Origin of the sequence: Streptomyces sp. GB4-14, from assembly GCF_022696125.1 — a bacterium.
In the GTDB taxonomy this organism is placed as follows: Bacteria; Actinomycetota; Actinomycetes; order Streptomycetales; family Streptomycetaceae; genus Streptomyces; species Streptomyces werraensis.
This window is the reverse complement of sequence record NZ_RZHO01000002.1, coordinates 427,922-446,750: the sequence shown is the minus strand read 5'-3', so window position 1 is coordinate 446,750 and position 18,829 is coordinate 427,922. Positions and strand designations below refer to the sequence as shown.

The window sequence follows — 18,829 nt, the reverse complement described above, 5'->3', positions numbered from 1 at the left end:
GGGGGAGACCCGGTCACGGTCCGGCGAGCCGGGCGCGGGCCGCCTCCCAGCGCCGGGTGTCGCCGCGCGGCTCGTACCGGGTGAGCGGCTGGGTGGCGGCCAGCAGCCGCCGCATCCCGGGGAGATCGCCGACCCGCCCCTGGGCGCGGGCCTGCACCAGCACGTTGCCGAACGCCGCCGCCTCGGCCGGCCCGGCCACCACCGGCAGCCCGCAGGCGTCGGCGGTGAGCTGGCACAGCAGGGCGTTGCGGGTGCCGCCGCCCACGACGTGCACCACGTCCACGGTCCGTCCGGCGAGCCGCTGCGCGTCCTCGACGGCGGTGCGGTGGGCGAGGGCGAGCGAGTCGAGGATGCAGCGCACGGTCGCGGCGGGGGAGCCCGGCACCGGCTGCCCCGACGCGCGGCACGCCTCGGCGATCCGCTCCGGCATCCGCCCGGGCGCCAGGAACGCGGCGTCGCCGGCGTCCACCACCGACCGGAGCGCCGGCGCCCCGGCCGCCTCCCGCAGCAACGCGCCCAGGTCCGGCTCGTCCCAGGCGCGCAGGCACTCCTGCAGCAGCCACAACCCCATGATGTTGCGCAGGTAGCGGACGGTGCCGTCCAGCCCCAGCTCGTTGGTGAAGTTCGCTGCCCGGCTCTCCTCGGTCAGCACGGGCGCGTCCAGCTCAAGACCGGCCAGCGACCAGGTGCCGGTGCAGATGTACGCGAACCGCTCGCCGTCCGCCGGCACGGCGGCCACCGCGGACGCCGTGTCGTGCGAGGCGACCGCCGTCACCGGCACCGGCCCGCTCAGCCCGGTCTCCTCCAGCACCTCCGGCCGCAGTACCCCCGCCGGGTCGCCCGGCAGCCGCAGCGGCGCGAACAGCCCCAGGTCGATCCCCAGCCGCTCCGCGATCCCGTGTGCCCAGGTGCGGGTGCGCGGGTCGATCAGCTGCGTGGTGGAGGCGTTGGTCAGCTCGGTGCCCTGCTCCCCGGTCAGCCAGTACGCCAGCAGGTCGGGCATCAGCAGCAACCTCTCGGCCTGCGCGAACTGCCGTGTGCCGCGGGCCGCGACGAGCTGGTACAGCGTGTTGAACGGCGCGTACTGAAGCCCGGTCGCCGCGTACAGCTCCGAGGCCGGCACGGTCGCCCACACCTTCTCGGCGACGCTGTCGGTCCGCCCGTCGCGGTAGTGCACGGGGTTGCCCAGCAGCGCCCCGTCCGCGTCGAGCAGCCCGTGGTCGACGGCCCAGCTGTCGATGCCGACCGAGGCGACCTCCCCGGCCGCCCGCAACCCGTCCAGCACCCCGGCGTACAGCCCCAGCACGTCCCAGCGCAGCCCCTCCGGAACCCGCACCGGCCGGTTGGGGAACCGGTGCGCCTCCGTCAGCTCCAGGCTGCCGGGGCCCACCCGGCCGACCATGACACGCCCGCTGGACGCGCCGAGATCGACCGCAGCGTACGCCCCCAGGCCGCCGCTCATCGCAGGAAGGCGGCGGGGACGCCGGCGTCGACCGGGACGTGCAGACCGGTGGTGTGGGTGAGGTCGCCGCCGGTCAGCGCGAACACGGCGTTCGCCACGTGCTCCGGCAGCACCTCCCGCTTCAGCAGGGTCCGCTGTGCGTAGAACTCGCCCAGCTTCTCCTCGGGCACCCCGTACACGGCCGCACGCCGGGCACCCCAGCCGCCTGCGAAGATCCCCGAACCGCGCACCACACCGTCCGGGTTGACGCCGTTGACCCGGATGCCGTGTTCGCCCAGCTCCGCCGCCAGCAGCCGCACCTGGTGCGCCTGGTCCGCCTTGGCCGCCGAGTACGCGATGTTGTGGGGACCGGCGAACACCGCGTTCTTGCTGGCGATGTACACGATGTCGCCGCCCAGCCGCTGGGCGGTCATCACCCGCGCCGCCTCCCGCGACACCAGGAACGAACCCCGGGCCATGACGGTGTGCTGGAGGTCCCAGTCCCTCGCCGACGTCTCCAGCAACGGCTTGGAGAGGGAGATCCCGGCGTTGTTCACCACCAGGTCCACCCCGCCGAAGGCGAGCACGGCCTGCCGGAACGCGGCGGCGATCTGCTCCTCGTCCGTCACGTCCACGGTCACTGCGACGGCCTTGTCCGGCCCGCCCAGCTCCTCCGCGACCCTCGCCGCGTTCTCCCCGTTCAGATCGGCCACGACCACACACGCGCCCTCGGCGGACAGCCGCCGCGCGATGGCCTTCCCGATCCCGCTGCCTGCCCCGGTCACCAACGCCACCCGGGTGGCCAGCGGCTTCGGCGGCGGCATCCGCCGCAGCTTCGCCTCCTCCAGCGCCCAGTACTCGATGCGGAACTTCTCCGACTCCTCGATCGGCGCATACGTGGAGACCGCCTCGGCCCCGCGCATCACGTTGATCGCGTTGAGGTAGAACTCCCCGGCCACCCGCGCCGTCTGCTTGTCCTTGCCGAAGCTGAACATGCCGACGCCCGGCACCAGCACGATCGCCGGGTCGGCGCCGCGCATCGCGGGGGAGCCGGGCTCCGCGTGCCGCTCGTAGTAGGCGGCGTACTCCTGCCGGTAGTCGGCGTGCAGCTCCTCCAGCCGCGTCACCGCCTCGTCGAGCGGCGTGGACGGCGGCAGATCCAGCACCAGCGGGCGCACCTTGGTGCGCAGGAAATGGTCCGGACACGACGTCCCCAGCGCGGCCAGCCGAGGATGCTCGGCCCGCGCCAGGAAGTCCAGCACGGTGTCGGAGTCGTCGAAGTGTCCGACCTGCGGCCGGTCCTGCGAGGCGAGGGCCCGCACGTACGGAGCGAGAGCCGCCGCGCGCTCCCGCCGCTCGCCCCGCGGCAGCGCCTCGTACCCCTCGATCACGGGCCCGAACGGCTCGGGCCGCCCCCGCTCGGCGAGGAAGCGTTCGGCGGTACGGATGATGTGCAGCGAGTTCCGCTCGCACTCCTCGGAGGTGTCACCCCAGGCGGTGATCCCGTGCCCCCCGAGCACACAGCCGACGGCCCGCGGATTCGCGGCCTTCACGGCGGCGATGTCCAGGCCCAGCTGGAACCCCGGCCGCCGCCACGGCACCCACACCACGGTGTCGCCGAAACACTCGGCGGTCAGCTTCTCCCCGTCGGCGGCACACGCCAGCGCGATGCCCGAGTCGGGGTGCAGATGATCGACGTGCGCGGCGTCCACCAGCCCGTGCATCGCTGTGTCGATGGAGGGCGCGGCACCCCCCTTTCCGTGCAGGCAGTAGTCGAACGCGGCGACCGTCTCGTCCTCGCGCTCCACCCCCGGATACACGTCGACGAGCGCCCGCAGCCGGTCCAGCCGCAGCACGGCCAGCCCGTCCTCGGTCAGGCTCCCGAGATCCCCACCGGACCCCTTGACCCACATCAGCTCCACATCACCCCCGGTGACGGGATCGACGTCCCGCCCCTTGGCGGAGGCGTTCCCCCCGGCGTAGTTGGTGTTCCGGGGATCGGACCCCAGCCGGTGCGACCGACCGAGCAGAGCGTCGACTTCACGGTGAACCATGACAACCAGTCCTTGAGGAAGAGGGAAGAGCAGGACACGCCTTCAGGGGCGCGGGGAACTGCGCGACCAGCCCTCCGAACCCGCACCCGGCGACGAAAGAACCCGGCAGACGTCTACGCCCCCCAGCCGGCCTGCTCACCCCCGACCCGCTCGGCCACGATCTTCTCGGCCCACCCCGACCGCGCGTACGCCGCCATGGGATCGGGATCCAACCCCATCTCCTCCCGCACCTCCCGGAGAAGCGGACGCACGTCCGTACTGAACGCGTCCATCAGCACGGCGTTGGCGCCCAGCACATCCCCCTCCCGCTGCGCCGCAGCCAACGCGTCCCGGTCGACCAGCAACGCCTTGGCGGTGGCCTCCTGCACGTTCATCACGGACCGCACAATCGCCGGAATCTTCGACTCCACGTTGTGGCACTGATCCAGCATGAACGCCACGTCCCCCGACAGCCCGCCCCCGCGCACCACCTCGTACATGATCCGGAACAGCTGGAACGGGTCGGCCGCGCCGACCATCAGGTCGTCGTCCGCGTAGAAGCGCGAGTTGAAGTCGAACCCCCCGAGCTTCCCCTCCCGCAGCAGCGTCGCCACGATGAACTCGATGTTCGTGCCCGGCGCGTGATGCCCTGTGTCCACCACCACCCGCGCCTTCGGCCCCAGCTTCAGACAGTGCGCGTACGCCGTCCCCCAGTCGGGGACGTCCGTCGTGTAGAAGGCCGGCTCGAACAGCTTGTACTCCAGCAGCATCCGCTGGTCGTCGCCCAGCCGCCCGTACACCTCGGCGAGCGCCTCCGCCAGCCGGTCCTGACGGGCCCGGATGTCGTCCTGCCCGGGGTAGTTGGTCCCGTCCGCGAACCACAGCTTCAGGTCCTTCGACCCGGTCGCGTCCATGATGTCGACGCACTCCAGCAGATGGTCCACGGCCTTCCGGCGCACGGCCGCGTCCGGGTGGCAGACGGAGCCGAGCCGGTAGTCGTCGTCCTGGAAGGTGTTGGAGTTGATCGCGCCGAGCCGCAGCCCGCGGTCCTCGGCGTGCCGGGCCAGCGCCGCGTAGTCGTCGACCTCGTCCCAGGGAATGTGCAGCGCCACCGTCGGCGCCACGCCCGTGAACTCGTGCACCTTCGCCGCGTCGTCCAGCTTCTCCTGCGGGGTGCGGGGGACGCCCTGCTGCGCGAACACCTTGAACCGGGTGCCGGAGTTGCCGTACGCCCACGACGGCGTCTCGACTGCCTGGGTCTTGAGGGCGGCTTTCACCGCGGCGCGCTCGGTCACGTCAGGGCTCCTGTGACATCGGGTCGTAACGACCACAGAGTGAAACGATTCAGAACGCGAAGCTAGGGGTCCGCCGAAGGGGTGTCAACCCCTCCGGCGGCGACCGTCTCGCGTGACCTGGGCGTGACCCGAACCTGTCGAAACTTTTTCGACCGTGACCCATTGACGTGACATGCGTGACGCGCCTAACGTCCCGGCAATCCAGTTGAAACCTTTCACGACGCCGTGGGGGCAGACCCGCCGGCGTCGTCGAGGAGCCCTCATGACCCACCCGTCCGACACGGGTCCGGCCCCGGTCCTCGCGCTCAAGGGCATCTCGAAGTCCTTCGGCGCGGTCCGCGCGCTGCGGGACGTCTCCCTGGAGCTGTACCCCGGGGAGGTGCACGCCCTGGCCGGAGAGAACGGAGCCGGCAAGTCCACGCTCATCAAGACGCTCGCCGGAGTGCACCGGCCGGACGCCGGCCAGGTGCTGCTCGACGGCGCGCCCGTCGTCTTCCACGGACCCGGCGACGCCCGCGACGCCGGCATCGCCGTGATCTACCAGGAGCCGACGCTCTTCCCCGACCTGTCGATCGCCGAGAACATCTTCATGGGCCGCCGGCCCCGCCGCACCCTGCGCCGCATCGACCACCGGGCGACGCGTGACGCCACCGCCGCCCTGATGAAGCGGCTCGGCGTCGAGCTGGACCCGGACCGGCCCGCCCGCGGACTGTCCATCGCCGACCAGCAGATCGTCGAGATCGCCAAGGCCCTCTCCTTCGACGCACGCGCTCTCATCATGGACGAGCCCACCGCCGCCCTCACCAACAGCGAGGTCGCCCGCCTCTTCGGCGTCGTCCGCGCGCTGCGCGACCAGGGCGCGGCCGTCCTGTTCATCTCCCACCGCCTGGAGGAGATCTTCGAGATCTGCCGGAGGGTCACCACCCTGCGGGACGGAGCCTGGATCGCGAGCGAGCCGCTCGACGGCATGACCGAGGACGACCTGGTCCGCCGCATGGTCGGCCGCGACCTGGCCGAGCTCTACCCCAAGCAGGACGTGACGCCCGGCGGGATCGCCCTGAGCGTGCGCCGCCTCACCCGGGAGGGCGTCTTCACCGACGTCTCCTTCGACGTGCGACGCGGCGAGATCGTGGGGCTGGCCGGACTGGTCGGCGCCGGACGCACCGAAGTGGCCCGCGCGGTCTTCGGCATCGACCGCTGGGACGCCGGCGAGGTGGAGGTCGACGGGCGGAAGCTGACCAACGGCGCCCCGTCCACCGCCATGGCCGCCGGACTCGCCCTGGTCCCGGAGGACCGGCGCGCCCAGGGCCTGGTGATGGACATGTCCATCGAACGCAACATCGGCCTCACCGGCCTCGGCGCCACCGTGAAGGGCGGGCTGATGGACCGCGGCGCCGAACGCAGCCGCTCCCTCGACTGGGCGGTGAAGCTCCGCGTCAAGTACGCCCGGATCGCCGACACCGTGAACACCCTGTCCGGCGGCAACCAGCAGAAGGTCGTCCTCGCCAAGTGGCTCGCCACACGCCCCAAGGTGCTGATCGTCGACGAGCCCACGCGCGGCATCGACGTCGGCACCAAGGCCGAGGTGCACCGGCTGCTGTCGCAGCTCGCCGCCGACGGCGTGGCCGTCCTGATGATCTCCTCCGACCTGCCCGAGGTCCTCGGCATGGCCGACCGCGTGCTGGTGATGCACGAGGGCCGGCTCACCGCCGAGATCCCCCGTACCGACGCCACCGAGGAGACCGTGATGGCCGCAGCCACCGGGAGGGCCGCGTGAGACGGGAGTACCGCCCACGCCATTCAGGCGGTGGGGGAGCGCGAGCGGCCACCGGCCCGCAGACGGACACGATGCCCGTACCTCCGCGCCGCACGGGCGCGGAAGCGAACGAAAGGGGCACGGCATGACGGTCACCGCCCCCGGTGAAGCCCCCGTCACCGAGGCGCCGAAGGCCGGCGCCACCCGGCTGGTGGACCGCGTCTTCAAGATGCGCGAACTCGCCATCCTCGCCGTGTTGCTGGTGATGATCGCCGTCACCCAGGCCGCCAACAGCGAGTTTCTGTCCGAGCAGGGCATCAAGGACCTGCTGCTGAACGCGACCATCCTGGTGCTGGTCGCCACCGGCCAGGCCCTGGTCGTCATCACCCGCAACGTCGACCTGTCCGTCGGCTCCACCCTCGGCATCAGCGCCTTCGCCGCGGGCACCTACCTCCAGGCCGGCGGGAAACCGGTCGTCGGCGCCGCCCTCGCCGTCCTGCTCGGCATCGGCTTCGGTCTGCTGAACGGCCTGCTCGTCTCCCTCGGCCAGGTGCCCGCCCTCGTCGTCACCCTCGGCACGCTGTACATCATCCGCGGCGTCGACTCGATCTGGGTCGGCTCACGCCAGATCACCGCGGCCGATCTCCCCGGCGGGTTCGTCGACTTCGGCTCCGGCGGCATCTCCGCCGTGCCCTACCTGGCGCTGATCGCGCTCGCGGTGCTCGTGGCGACGGCGTACTACCTGCGGCACTACGCCGGCGGGCGCGAGCTGTACGCGCTCGGCTCCAACCCGGAGGCGGCCCGGCTCGCCGGAATCCCGGTGCGCAAGCGGATCCTCGCCGCCTACACCTTCTGCGGCGCCCTCGCCGGACTGGCCGGCGCGCTGTACCTCGCCCGCTTCGGGAACGTCGACTCCGGCACCGGAAGCGGCTACGAACTCACCGTCGTCAGCGCGGTCGTGGTCGGCGGCGTCGTCTTCACCGGCGGCTCCGGCAGCGTCTACGGCGCCGCCCTCGGCGCGCTGCTGCTGACGTCGATCAACAGCGTGCTGCCCGCGCTCGGCGTCAGTTCCGTGTGGGTGCTCGCCATCAACGGCGTCCTGCTCGTCCTCGCCATCGCGGTCGACCGGATCGTCGCGCTGCGCGTGGCCTCCGCCCTGAAGAAGAGGAACGCCCGCCATGCCTGACTCCCTCACGCGTGCCGTTCGCTGGGACACGGTCGTCGGCGCCCTGGTCGTGGTCGTCCTGCTGCTGTCGTTCACCACCGTCGACGGCTTCGGCAACGCCCTCAACCTGTCGTTCCTCATCGGCAACACGCTCCCGATCGCGCTGATCGCGCTGCCCATGACCCTGCTCGTGGTGTCCGGTGAGATCGACCTGTCCGTGGCGTCCACGGCCGGACTGTCCGGCGCGGTGATGGGCGCCCTGTGGAACCAGGGCATGGCCATCGAGACGATCATCCCGGTCTGCCTGCTCATCGGCGTGGTCTGCGGCCTGGTCAACGGCCTGCTGGTGACCCGCCTCGGACTGCCCTCGCTCGCCGTCACCATCGGCACCCTCGCCGCCTACCGGGGCCTCGCGCAGATCGTGCTCGGCTCCGACGCGGTCACCGACTTCCCCGCCGCCTACCTGGACTTCGCCGCCGGACGCATCGGCGACACCTTCGTCCCGTACGCGCTCGTGCCCTTCCTGGCGCTGCTCGTGATCGCCGTCGTCGCCCTGCACGCCACCCCGTTCGGCCGCTCGCTGTTCGCGATCGGGGCCGGCGAGGAGGCCGCCCGGTTCGCCGGCATCCGCGTCAAGCGGCAGAAGCTGATCCTGTTCACGGTGACCGGCCTGATGTCGGCCCTCACCGGCGTCTTCTGGGCGCTGCACTACGCCAGCGCCCGCTACGACAACGCCACCGGCCTCGAACTGTCCGTCGTCGCGGCCGTGCTGCTGGGCGGCATCGACTTCGACGGCGGCAAGGGCACCCTCGGCGGAGCGATCGCGGGCGTGTTCCTGCTCGGCGCCCTGCAGAACGTGATGAGCCTGCAGGACGTCTCCGCCCAGTCCCAGATCGTCGTCACCGGCGTGCTGCTCGTGCTGTCCGTCCTCGGCCCGCGCGCCGCCCGGCAGGTCGCCGTGGCCCGCGCCGGACGGAGGGCGGCCGGCGCATCCGCTCCGGACCCCAAGACGCCCGCACCGACCTCCTGACCTCTCCTCGTCCCCTTAAGGAACCCGCCATGCGCACCGCATCCCTCCGCCGTACCTGCGCGGCGCTCGCCGCCGTCACCTCCCTCGCGCTCGCCGCCACCGCCTGCGGTGGCACCACCAAGGAGGACGTCAAGAACGAGGGCGGCGCCGCCGCCTCCGCCGGCAAGGCCGACCCGGACGCCGCCACCAAGAAGGGCCTCACCGTCGGCTTCCTGCCCAAGCAGGTCAACAACCCGTACTTCACCTCCGCCGACAAGGGCGGCGAGAAGGCCGTGAAGGAACTCGGCTCCACCTTCAAGGAGGTCGGCCCCACCAGCGCCACCGACACCGCGGGCCAGGTCTCCTACGTCAACACGCTCACCCAGCAGCAGGTCGACGCGATGGCCGTCTCCGCGCAGGACCCGGGCGCCCTGTGCACCGCGCTCAAGCAGGCCATGAGGAACGACATCAAGGTCGTCACCTACGACTCCGACACCAAGCCCGACTGCCGCAACGCCTTCGTCTCGCAGGCGTCCGCCGAGGACCTCGGCCGCACCGAGGTGCAGCTCCTCGCCGAACAGATCGGCTACAAGGGCGAGATCGCGATCCTGTCCGCCGCGCAGACCGCGACCAACCAGAACACCTGGATCGAGTTCATGAAGGACGAACTCAAGGACCCCAAGTACAAGGAGATGAAGCTGGTCGAGGTCGCCTACGGCAACGACGACGCCCAGCAGTCCTTCCAGCAGACCCAGGGCCTGCTGCAGGAACACCCGAACCTGAAGGGGATCATCTCCCCGACCACCGTCGGCATCAAGGCCGCCGCCCAGTACCTCTCCGGCTCCAAGTACAAGGGCAAGGTCAAGCTCACCGGCCTCGGCACCCCCAACGACATGCGCAAGTACGTCAAGAACGGCACCGTCGAGGCGTTCGAGCTGTGGGACCCGGCCAAGCTCGGCGAACTGGCCGCCCGCACCGCGATCGCGCTCGCCTCCGGCCAGATCACGGGCCAGGAAGGCGAGACCTTCACGGCCGGCGCCATGGGCGAGTACACCATCGGCAAGGACGGCGTGATCAACCTGGGCAAGCCCACCGTCTTCAACGCCGGGAACATCGACCGGTTCGACTTCTGACCCCGCCGAGCCGCTTCCGGAAGGCCGTACCCCGTGCGACGCGTCTGCTTCCTGCTCAAGGTCCGCCAGGACCTCATCGACGAGTACCGCGCACGCCACGCCGCCGTGTGGCCCGAGATGCGCGAGGCGCTCTCGGCCGCCGGCTGGCACAACTACTCCCTCTTCCTGCGCGACGACGGCCTCCTCGTCGGGTACCTGGAGACCGACGACTTCGAGGCCGCGAAGGCCGGCATGGAGGCCACCGAGGTCAACGCCCGCTGGCAGGCCGGGATGGCGCCCTTCTTCGAGTCCCTCGACGGCTCCCGGCCCGACGAGGCGATGACCCCGCTCACCGAGGTCTTCCACCTCGACTGACGGTCACGGGCCCGCCCGGCCCGTGACCGAAAAGGGGCGGACGTGCGGGTAGTGTGAGGGCCCGCCCGCGCCGCCCCCTGTCTCCCCGTATCCCTGGAGGTCCCTGCCCGATGGCCCAGTCGGTGGGTATCAAGGACGTCGCCCGCGTCGCCGGAGTCTCCGTAGGCACCGTCTCCAACGTGATCAACCGTCCGGACACGGTCGCCGCCGAGACCCGCGCCCGGGTGCTGTCCGCCATCGACCGGCTCGGCTACGTCCGCAGCGAGTCCGCCCGCCAGCTGCGCGCCGGACGCAGCCGCATCATGGGCCTGCTCGTCCTCGACATGGGCAACCCCTTCTTCGTCGACGTGGCGCGCGGCGCCGAGCGCGCCGCACGCCAGGCCGGCCTCGGCGTCATGGTCTGCAACAGCGCCCAGAGCCCGAGCGAGGAGGCCGAGTACCTGTCGCTCTTCGCCGAACAGCGGGTGCGGGGCGTGCTGCTCACCCCCGCCGACGCCACCGGCCGCACCATCGAGGCGTTCCGCCGCCACGGCATCCCCTTCGTGCTGGTCGACCGGGTCGCCGAGGGCACCACCGAGTGCTCCGTCTCCGTGGACGACGTGGCCGGCGGCGCCCTGGCCGTGCGGCACCTGGTCGACGCCGGGCACCGCTCCGTCGCGTACGTCAGCGGCCCTCCCGGACTCAACCAGGTCCGGGACCGCCGCACCGGCGCCCTGAACGCCCTCGCCGAGGCCGGGCTCGGCCCCGACAGCCTGCACGAGCTGCCCACCGAGCGGCTCGACGTCGCCGCCGGACGCGACGCCGGCGCCCGCCTCCTCGGCCTGTCCCGTCGCCCCACCGCCGTGTTCTGCGCCAACGACCTGCTCGCCCTCGGCGTGCTCCAGGCGATGTACGCGGCCGGCGTCGGCGTCCCCGACGACCTCGCCATCGTCGGTTACGACGACATCGAGTTCGCCGCCGCCGCGGCCGTCCCGCTCACCTCCGTACGGCAGCCCGCCGTCACCATGGGGGCGCTGGCCGCCGAGCTGCTGCTGGAGGAGACCGAGGACACGGGCGCGCCCCATGAGCACCGCCGGGTGGTGCTCGCCCCGGAGCTGGTCGTGCGGCGCTCCAGCCTGTCGGCGCGTTGACCGCCGTTCAGGAACTTTTTCATGATCCCGGGGTCGTTGGCCGCAGGAACATGTGCTGAACTGGGTCGCGGCCCGACAATCCGTTCGTCCCGGGAGTCCCGTTGACCGACACCTACCGCCAGCCCGGAGTGGTCCTCACCGACCGCCGGTTCACCGTGCCCCTCGACCACGACAACCCCTCGGGGGAGACGATCGAGCTGTACGCGCGCGAGGTCGTCGCCCGGGACAGGACGGACCGGGACCTGCCCTGGCTGCTGTACCTCCAGGGCGGCCCGGGCTTCGGGGCGAACCGTTTCGTCGGCAAGCCGGCCTGGCTCGGCCGCGCCCTGGAGGACTACCGGGTCCTCCTCCTCGACCAGCGCGGCACCGGCGCCTCCACCCCCGCCAACCGGCAGACGCTCCCGCTGCGCGGCGGCCCCGCCGAGCAGGCCGACTACCTCACCCGCTTCCGCTCCGACTCGATCGTCCGGGACTGCGAGGCCATCCGCCCGCAGGTCACCGGCGGCGCCCGCTGGACCGTGCTCGGCCAGAGCTTCGGCGGCTTCTGCGCCGTGGCCTACCTGTCCATGGCACCCGAAGGACTGGACACCGCCCTGATCACCGGCGGCCTGCCCTCCCTCGACGCGCACGCCGACGACGTCTACCGCGCCGCCTACCCGCGCATCGAGCGCAAGGTCGCCGCCCACTACGCGCGCTACCCGCAGGACGTCGAGCGCGCCCGCCGCATCGCCGACCACCTCCTCACCCACGACGTGGTCCTGCCGAACGGATACCGGTTCACCGTCGAGGCGTTCCAGTCCCTCGGCCTGATGCTCGGCAGCGGCGACGGCAGCCACCGCCTGCACTTCCTCCTCGAGGACGCCTTCGTCCCCACCCCGTCCGGCCCCGCCCTCTCCGACGCCTTCCAGGAAGAGGTCCAGGGCCTGTTGTCCTTCGCCGGACACCCCCTCTACGCGCTGATCCACGAGGCGATCTACGCGCAGGACGCCCGCCCCACCGCCTGGTCCGCCGAGCGGGTGCGGTCCGAGTTCCCGCAGTTCGACGCGGCCAAGGCGCTCGCCGGCGACGAGCCCGTGCTGTTCACCGGCGAGACCGTCCATCCCTGGACGTTCGACTGCGACCCGGCGCTGCGGCCCCTGCGCGAGACCGCGGAACTCCTCGCCGCCCGCACCGACTGGACCCCGCTGTACGACCCGGCCCGCCTGGCCGCCAACGAGGTCCCGGCCGCGGCGGCCGTCTACCACGACGACATGTACGTCGACACCGCGCACTCCCTGGCCACCGCCCGGGCGATCCGCGGCCTGCGCACCTGGGTGACGGACGAGTTCGAGCACGACGGCGTCCGCACCGGCGGCCCCCGCGTCCTGGACCGCCTGCTCGCCCTCGCCCGCGACGAGGTCTGACCGCGACGACGCCTGACCGCGCGCCCCCGTGCACTGTCGGTGGCGGGGGCTACTCTGCGGAGCATGACCGAGCCGACGATCAGTCAACTCCAGCCCATGCCCGACGACTGGCAGCGCGCGCTGGCCGTGGTGGCCCACCCCGACGACCTGGAGTACGGCTGCGCGGCGGCGATCGCGGCCTGGACCGACGCCGGCCGCGAGGTCTCCTACGTCCTGGCGACCCGCGGCGAGGCGGGCATCGACACGCTGGAGCCGGCCCGATGCGGACCGCTCCGGGAGCGCGAGCAGCGGGCGAGCGCGGCCGTGGTGGGAGTCTCCGAGGTCGCCTTCCTCGACCACGCGGACGGCGTGATCGAGTACGGCCCGGCCCTGCGCCGGGACATCGCGGCGGCGATCCGGCGCCACCGGCCCGAGCTGGTGATCACGCTGAACCACCGGGACACCTGGGGCGGCACCGCCTGGAACACCCCGGACCACGTGGCCGTCGGCCGCGCCACGCTCGACGCGGCCGGTGACGCCGGCAACCGCTGGATCTTCCCGGAACTGACCGAGCAGGGGCTGGAGCCCTGGGACGGCGTGCGCTGGGTTGCGGTCGCCGGTTCGAGCTCGCCCACCCACGCCGTGGACGCCACCGCCGGGCTGGAGCGGGCGGTGCGCTCACTGCTGGAGCACCGCACCTACATCGAGGCGCTCACCGACGAGGACCCGGAGACGTACGCGCGCACGTTCCTGACCGGCTTCGCGCAGGAGACGGGCAAGCGGTTCGGCGGCCGCCCGGCGGTGGCCTTCGAGCTGTTCCCGAGGTGACCGCCGTGGGGGAGGACCAGGAACGGCTCGCGCGGAGCTTCGAGGAGCAGCGCGCCCATCTCAAGGCGGTCGCCTACCGCATGCTCGGCTCCCTCGCCGAGGCGGAGGACGCCGTGCAGGAGGCGTGGCTGCGGCTCGGACGCGTGAAGCCCGGCGAGATCGACAACCTGGGCGGCTGGCTGACCACGGTGACCGGCCGCATCTGCCTGGACCTGCTGCGCTCGCGCACGGCCCGCAGGGAGCAGCCGATGGACGACACGTTCGTCCCGGACCCGGTGATCCGGCCGCTGTCCCGCGTCGACCCGGAGCAGGAGGCGCTGGAGGCCGACTCGGTGGGCATCGCCCTGCTGGTCGTCATGGAGACCCTCGACCCCGACGAGCGGCTGGCGTTCGTGCTGCACGACATGTTCGCCGTGCCCTTCGACGACATCGCCCCGGTGCTGGAGCGCACCCCGGCCGCGACACGGCAGCTCGCCAGCCGGGCCCGGCGCCGGGTCCGGGAGACCGCCCCGCCGTCCGACGCGGACGCGACCCGGCAACGGCAGGCCCTCGACGCGTTCCGGGCAGCCGCGCGCACCGGCGACTTCGAAGCGCTGCTCGCCGTGCTCCACCCGGACGTGGTGCTGCGCGCGGACGCGGGCGCACTGGTCCAGGGCGTGGCCGGCTCCAAGCGGCTCCAGGGCGCCAGGAGTGTCGCCGAGTCGGCGATGCTGTTCTCCCGCTTCAACGCGACCGCCCGCATGGTCCTGGTCAACGGCGCCCCGGGCCTGGTCGGCGTCGTCGACGGCCGCGTCGGTTCGGTCCTGACGGCCACGGTCCACGAGGGCCGCATCACGGCCCTGTACATCCTGGCGGACCCGGAGCGGCTGCGGGGTCTGGCCCTTCCGGACGAGGAGGAGCCCCGGAACGCCTGACGGACGCCTCGGCCTCACGGTCCCCGGCTGCCCGACGCCCTGCCCGACGGCGGGCTACCCGTCGTCGGGCACGTCACGTCCCTGGTACCGGCTGGACCACCGCTGCCTCAGGACGCCGCCCCGCTGTCCGTCCGCTGCCCCGGAATCCCCGCCCGCACCGCGTCCCGCCGTACCGCCCGCAACCGCAACGACTCCGGCATCAGCGTCAGCCGCTCCGTCACCCGGAGCCGGTACGACGGGTCCGGGTGCAGGTCGTAGCGGCGCAGGAGGAGCGCCAGGACCAGGGTCGCCTCGTGGAGGGCGAACTGGCGGCCGATGCAGGCGCGGGCGCCCGTGCCGAAGGGCTTGTAGGTGTGGGGCGGCCGGGAGCGTACCGCCGCCGGTTCGAAGCGGTCCGGGTCGAAGCGGTCGGCGTCCGCGCCCCACACCTCGGGGTCCCGGTGGAGCATGGGGACGAGCACCAGCGTCCACGCGCCGCGCCGCATCGGATGCTCGTCCGCCAGCACCGTGTCCCGCGTCGCCTCACGCGAGTACGCCGGCGCCGTCGGCCACAGCCGCAGCGACTCGTCGAGGACGCGGCGGACGTAGCGGAGACGGGCGACCTGTTCGTAGGCGGGCGTGTCCGTGTCGCCCCAGACGCGGTCCACCTCGGCGCGGGCGCGGTCCGCCACGTCCGGGTGGAGGGACAGGTAATGGAGGGCGAAGGACAGGGCGCCGGAGGTGGTCTCGTGACCGGCCACCAGGAAGGTGATCACCTGGCGGCGCACGTTCTCCGGTGACAGCCGCTCCCCGGTGACCGGGTGCGCGGTCTCCAGCATGCGGTCCAGCAGGTCGCCGTCCGCGTGCCCCTCCGCGCGCCGGCGGCGGACCACCTCGTCGACGATGTGGCCGAGCCGCGCGATGTCCTCGGCGTTGCGCCGGTTCGCCCGGCGCAGCAGCAGCGGGGCCAGCGGCGGCGGCACGTTGTTCAGCCGTTGGGCGTGCGACAGCGTCCCGACCATCGCCGTGACGAACGGGTGCGGGCGGGTCCGTTCGAACGAGCCGAAGTCGTGCCCGAACCCGGTGCGCGCGATCGTCTCCAGCGTCAGCTTGGTCATGTCGCCGGGCACGTCCACCCACCGGCCGTCCGCCGCCGCGCGGTCCCAGTGCTCGGTCAGGCGCGCCGCCACCGACAGCATCATCGGGTGGTAGCCGGACATCGCCTCGCGGCTGAAGCCGGGCGCCAGCACGTCGTGCGCAAGCTGCCAGTTGGGCTCGTGGTTGTAGGCGGTGAACAGGCCGTCGCCCGCGAGCGGCCGCAGGTTGGCCACGCCCAGCCCCACGTGCTTGGCGAACCGCGACTCGTCGGCCAGGTCGGCCACCAGCCGGGAGCCCCACGTGAACACGAACTCCCTGCCGAAGGCCCTGCGCCGGAAGATCGGACCCAGTCGCCGGGCGAGCCGCACCGAGTCCTGCACGGGCGTGCGTCTGCCGGACCCGATGACGTCGCCCAGCAGCGGCAGCCGGTGCGGCGGGTGCGGTATGCGGTGCAGTGCGGGCCAGCCCTGCTCCGCGCTGCGGAATCCCTTCGGCACAACGGCCCGTGCCGTCCTCTCCGCCATGACGCGGTCTCCTTCGGTCCGGCGAGCGAGTGCGACGTGTTGCACATGAGTTCAATAACGCGCTCACAGTCTGGTCCGGCCGCCGGACCGGCGTCAACTACAGTGCGGGAATGGCCGTGGACCAGGGCGGGCGCGCGCGCCGCCGGCTCAGCACCGAGGAGCGTCGGGAGCAACTGCTCGCCGTGGGTGCGCGGTTGTTCTCGGAGAGCCCGTACGACGAGGTGTGGATCGAGCAGGTCGCCGAGATCGCCGGGGTGTCGCGCGGACTGCTCTACCACTACTTCCCGGGCAAACGGGACTTCTTCGCGGCCGTGGTGGAGCGCGAGAGCGAGCGGATGCTCCGGATGACGGCGCCCGTGCCGGGCGTCCCGGTGCGGACCCAGCTCGCCGCCGGGCTGGACGCCTATCTGGAGTACGTCGAGTCCCACGCCCACGGCTACCGCGCCTTCCACCGCGCCGACGCGGCGGGGGACCAGGCGGTGCGGCGGGTCTACCGTCGGGCGCTCGCCGCACAGGAGCGGCAGATCCTCTCCGCGCTCGCCGCCGACCCCGAGTTCGGTCCCGTGCTGGAGAACCGACCGGACACCCGGCTCGCGGTGCGCGGCTGGCTGGCGTTCACCACGGCGGTCTGTCTGGAGTGGCTGCGCGGGGCGCCGTTGGGGCGCGACCAGGTACGCGACCTGTGCGCGCGTGCGCTCCTGGGTGTCCTCGCTCCCTGAGTGCCCCGAAAAGGCGCGGAAAGATCACCGGGGCCGGTTGGCGCACGCCCTGATCTCCGATAGGTTAGGCAAGGCTTACCTAATAGGAGGTTGGGATGGGTGACCACACGCACGGCTGGGCCGCCGCGCCGGGAGCGGCCGAGCGGGCCCGCTCCGTGCTCGCCGCCGCATGGTCCTGCACGGTGACCGCGGAGGGCACCCGAGAGGAGCTGGTCGGCGCGCACACCGTCACGGACGACGGGCGGGTGCTGCTGGACGTGCCCGAGGACGGCGTCCTGCGGGCCGCCGCGATCTGCGCACCGCGCGGAGAGCCGTCCGCCGTGCTGGAGTTCGCCGACGTCGCCCCCGTCCCCGTGCGCAACCGCGTCCGCTCCCGGGTGTGGCTCGCCGGATGGTTGTCCGTCGAGGGCGGCCGGCTCGCCCTGCGGCCCACCCGGGTGGTGCTCCGCAGGCCCTCCGGGGCGCTGACGGTCGGCGCCGACGAGTTCGCCGCCGCCGCGCCCGACCCGCTGGCCGGCGCCGAGGCGCGGCTGCTGACCCACCTCGCGGACTGCCACGCCGACGCCGTGGATCGCCTCACCCGCCTGGTCGACCCGGCAAGCCTCCAGGGGGCCGTCCGGGTGCGGCCGCTCGCGGTCGACCGGCACGGACTCACCCTGCGCGTCGAACGCGCCCGCACCGACGGCGACGTACGGCTGCCGTTCCACGCGCCCGCCGACGACGTCTCGCAGCTCACCGAGCGCATGCACGTCCTGCTGTCGCAGGCGGCCGCCGCGTCCTGCCCCCGGCCGCTACAGCGGCAGCGCGCAGACGGCGACGGGTGACGCGAACGGCTCGCCGGCCGGGCGCAGTTCGCCGCTGTCCGCGTCCACACGGAACACAGCGACGTCACCGGACCTCTGATTCGCCGTGAACAGCAGCCCGCCGTCGGGGGAGAGGGCGATGTGGCGCGGGAAGTCGCCGCCCACCGGCACCGTGCCGAGCAGGCGCAGCCGGGCCCCGTCCTCCTCGACGGCGTACCGCGCGACGCTGTCGTGGCCCCGGTTCGCCAGGTACGCGTACCGGCCGTCGCCGGTGACGACGAGCTGCGCCGGGTAGTTGGTGCCTGCCTCCGGCGCCGAGCCCGTCGGCTGCGGATCCCCGATCGTCAGCCGCCCCGACTCCGGCTCGTAGGCGCACACCGTCACCGTGTCGTCCAGCTCGTTGGCGAGGTAGGCCCACCGCCCGCCGGGGTGGAAGGTCAGATGGCGCGGTCCCGCGCCGGCCCGCGCGGTCGCCCGCGACACCTCGGTGAGGGTGCCCGTCTTCTCGTCGAGGCGGTACGTGTACACGGTGTCCGTGCCCAGGTCCACGGCGAGGACGTGACCGCCGTCCGGGGCGGTGACGATCTGGTGCGCGTGCGGGCCCTGTTGGCCCGGGCCAGGCGCCGGCTCGGAGTGGGTGACCAGGTCCGTGCGCCTGCCCGGCGCGCCCGACGTCTCGATGCGGTGCACCGCGACCGTGCCCGAGCCGTAGTCGGCGCTCAGCAGGAACCGCCCGCCCGGATGCACCGAAAGATGACAGGGCGAGGACCCGCCCGTGGCGCTGCTGCCCAGCACCTTCCGGTCGGACAGCCGTACGGCGGTCACCGCGCCGTCCTCCCGCTCGTTCACCGCGTACAGCGTCCGGCCGTCCGGGTGCACCGCCAGGAACGACGGGTCGCCCACCCCGCCGATGACGCCCTCGCCGCTGATCCGTCCCGTCGCCGGGTCGTACACCGCGGTCCCGATGCCCTCGCCTCCGCCGTCGACCGAGGTGTACGTGCCCAGATACAGCGGGCGCGGACCCGAGGGCGTGGCGCTCGGTGCGGGCGGGCCGGTCACCGTGGCCGGGGCCGGCGGGGTCGCCGCGTCGGACGGCGGGGAGCCGCCGTCGCATGCGGGCAGCGACATCCCGGCGGCCGTTCCCGCGAACGCGCCCACGAAGCGGCGCCTGCTCAAGCCGGCCCTGTTCATCACACGCACCTTCGGTCGTCTCCCGTCCCGCTCGCCTCGGGCAACCTTGGCGTCGATCACCCGTCGAACGCAAGG

The 18,829-nt window shown here is 72.8% G+C and carries 16 protein-coding genes; 11 read left to right on the top strand and 5 right to left on the bottom strand.

Going from position 1 to position 18,829, the window contains the following annotated elements; all coding sequences use genetic code 11:
- Positions 1-13: 13 nt before the first annotated feature.
- From ELQ39_RS03220 to rhaI, 3 genes are all read right to left on the bottom strand, one after another.
- The gene (locus ELQ39_RS03220; RefSeq protein WP_242590916.1) at positions 14-1,462 is read right to left on the bottom strand and encodes a rhamnulokinase; all 1,449 of its coding nucleotides are present in this window, start codon (positions 1,460-1,462) and stop codon (positions 14-16) included.
- Positions 1,459-3,495, bottom strand: a complete 2,037-nt coding sequence (locus tag ELQ39_RS03215; RefSeq protein WP_242590915.1) for a bifunctional aldolase/short-chain dehydrogenase — start codon at positions 3,493-3,495, stop codon at positions 1,459-1,461. The genes ELQ39_RS03220 and ELQ39_RS03215 overlap by 4 nt, the downstream gene beginning before the upstream one ends.
- 113 nt (positions 3,496-3,608) lie before the next feature.
- Positions 3,609-4,769: an L-rhamnose isomerase gene (gene rhaI / locus ELQ39_RS03210; protein ID WP_225628091.1), complete on the bottom strand. Its 1,161-nt coding sequence runs from the start codon at positions 4,767-4,769 to the stop codon at positions 3,609-3,611.
- A gap of 262 nt (positions 4,770-5,031) precedes the next feature.
- Here rhaI and ELQ39_RS03205 point away from each other — a divergent pair, with 262 nt between their 5' ends.
- The 9 genes from ELQ39_RS03205 to sigJ all read left to right on the top strand — a co-directional run bounded on the left by ELQ39_RS03205 (position 5,032) and on the right by sigJ (position 14,440).
- Positions 5,032-6,546, top strand: a complete 1,515-nt coding sequence (locus ELQ39_RS03205; RefSeq protein WP_242590914.1) for a sugar ABC transporter ATP-binding protein — start codon at positions 5,032-5,034, stop codon at positions 6,544-6,546.
- Between the two features lie 124 nt (positions 6,547-6,670).
- Positions 6,671-7,711 carry an ABC transporter permease gene (locus ELQ39_RS03200; protein WP_242590913.1) on the top strand — a complete coding sequence of 347 codons (1,041 nt, stop codon included), beginning with the start codon at positions 6,671-6,673 and terminating at the stop codon, positions 7,709-7,711.
- A complete protein-coding gene (locus ELQ39_RS03195; RefSeq protein ID WP_242590912.1) occupies positions 7,704-8,720 on the top strand; it encodes an ABC transporter permease in 1,017 nt (338 codons plus the stop codon). The genes ELQ39_RS03200 and ELQ39_RS03195 overlap by 8 nt, the downstream gene beginning before the upstream one ends.
- Before the next feature lie 29 nt (positions 8,721-8,749).
- Entirely contained in the window at positions 8,750-9,832 is a 1,083-nt protein-coding gene (gene rhaS / locus ELQ39_RS03190) for a rhamnose ABC transporter substrate-binding protein (protein WP_242590911.1), read from the top strand.
- Positions 9,833-9,865: 33 nt separating this feature from the next.
- Positions 9,866-10,186: an L-rhamnose mutarotase gene (locus tag ELQ39_RS03185; protein WP_225639902.1), complete on the top strand. Its 321-nt coding sequence runs from the start codon at positions 9,866-9,868 to the stop codon at positions 10,184-10,186.
- Positions 10,187-10,296: 110 nt separating this feature from the next.
- Positions 10,297-11,316, top strand: coding sequence for a LacI family DNA-binding transcriptional regulator (locus ELQ39_RS03180; RefSeq protein WP_190001938.1), 1,020 nt, complete (start codon positions 10,297-10,299; stop codon positions 11,314-11,316).
- A 101-nt stretch (positions 11,317-11,417) separates the two neighbouring features.
- Positions 11,418-12,719, top strand: a complete 1,302-nt coding sequence (locus ELQ39_RS03175; RefSeq protein WP_190001939.1) for an alpha/beta fold hydrolase — start codon at positions 11,418-11,420, stop codon at positions 12,717-12,719.
- 63 nt (positions 12,720-12,782) lie between these two features.
- Positions 12,783-13,526 carry a PIG-L family deacetylase gene (locus ELQ39_RS03170; RefSeq protein ID WP_190001940.1) on the top strand — a complete coding sequence of 248 codons (744 nt, stop codon included), beginning with the start codon at positions 12,783-12,785 and terminating at the stop codon, positions 13,524-13,526.
- Positions 13,523-14,440: an RNA polymerase sigma factor SigJ gene (gene sigJ, locus ELQ39_RS03165; RefSeq protein WP_242590910.1), complete on the top strand. Its 918-nt coding sequence runs from the start codon at positions 13,523-13,525 to the stop codon at positions 14,438-14,440. The genes ELQ39_RS03170 and sigJ overlap by 4 nt, the downstream gene beginning before the upstream one ends.
- 107 nt (positions 14,441-14,547) lie before the next feature.
- Here the strand turns inward: sigJ and ELQ39_RS03160 are convergent, their stop codons facing one another.
- Positions 14,548-16,041 carry a cytochrome P450 gene (locus tag ELQ39_RS03160; protein WP_242590909.1) on the bottom strand — a complete coding sequence of 498 codons (1,494 nt, stop codon included), beginning with the start codon at positions 16,039-16,041 and terminating at the stop codon, positions 14,548-14,550.
- Between the two features lie 110 nt (positions 16,042-16,151).
- On the opposite strand from ELQ39_RS03160, the gene ELQ39_RS03155 reads away from it, so the two are divergent.
- Together ELQ39_RS03155 and ELQ39_RS03150 are read left to right on the top strand one after the other, a co-directional pair.
- Positions 16,152-16,760 carry a TetR/AcrR family transcriptional regulator gene (locus tag ELQ39_RS03155; RefSeq protein ID WP_242590908.1) on the top strand — a complete coding sequence of 203 codons (609 nt, stop codon included), beginning with the start codon at positions 16,152-16,154 and terminating at the stop codon, positions 16,758-16,760.
- A gap of 95 nt (positions 16,761-16,855) precedes the next feature.
- Positions 16,856-17,584, top strand: a complete 729-nt coding sequence (locus ELQ39_RS03150; RefSeq protein ID WP_242590907.1) for a DUF2470 domain-containing protein — start codon at positions 16,856-16,858, stop codon at positions 17,582-17,584.
- On the opposite strand, the gene ELQ39_RS03145 is transcribed toward ELQ39_RS03150, so the two are convergent.
- On the bottom strand, positions 17,552-18,754 hold the full coding sequence (locus ELQ39_RS03145) for a lactonase family protein (RefSeq protein ID WP_242590906.1): 1,203 nt from the start codon (positions 18,752-18,754) through the stop codon (positions 17,552-17,554). The two genes, ELQ39_RS03150 and ELQ39_RS03145, sit on opposite strands and share 33 nt — an antisense overlap.
- Between the last annotated feature and the right edge of the window lie 75 nt (positions 18,755-18,829).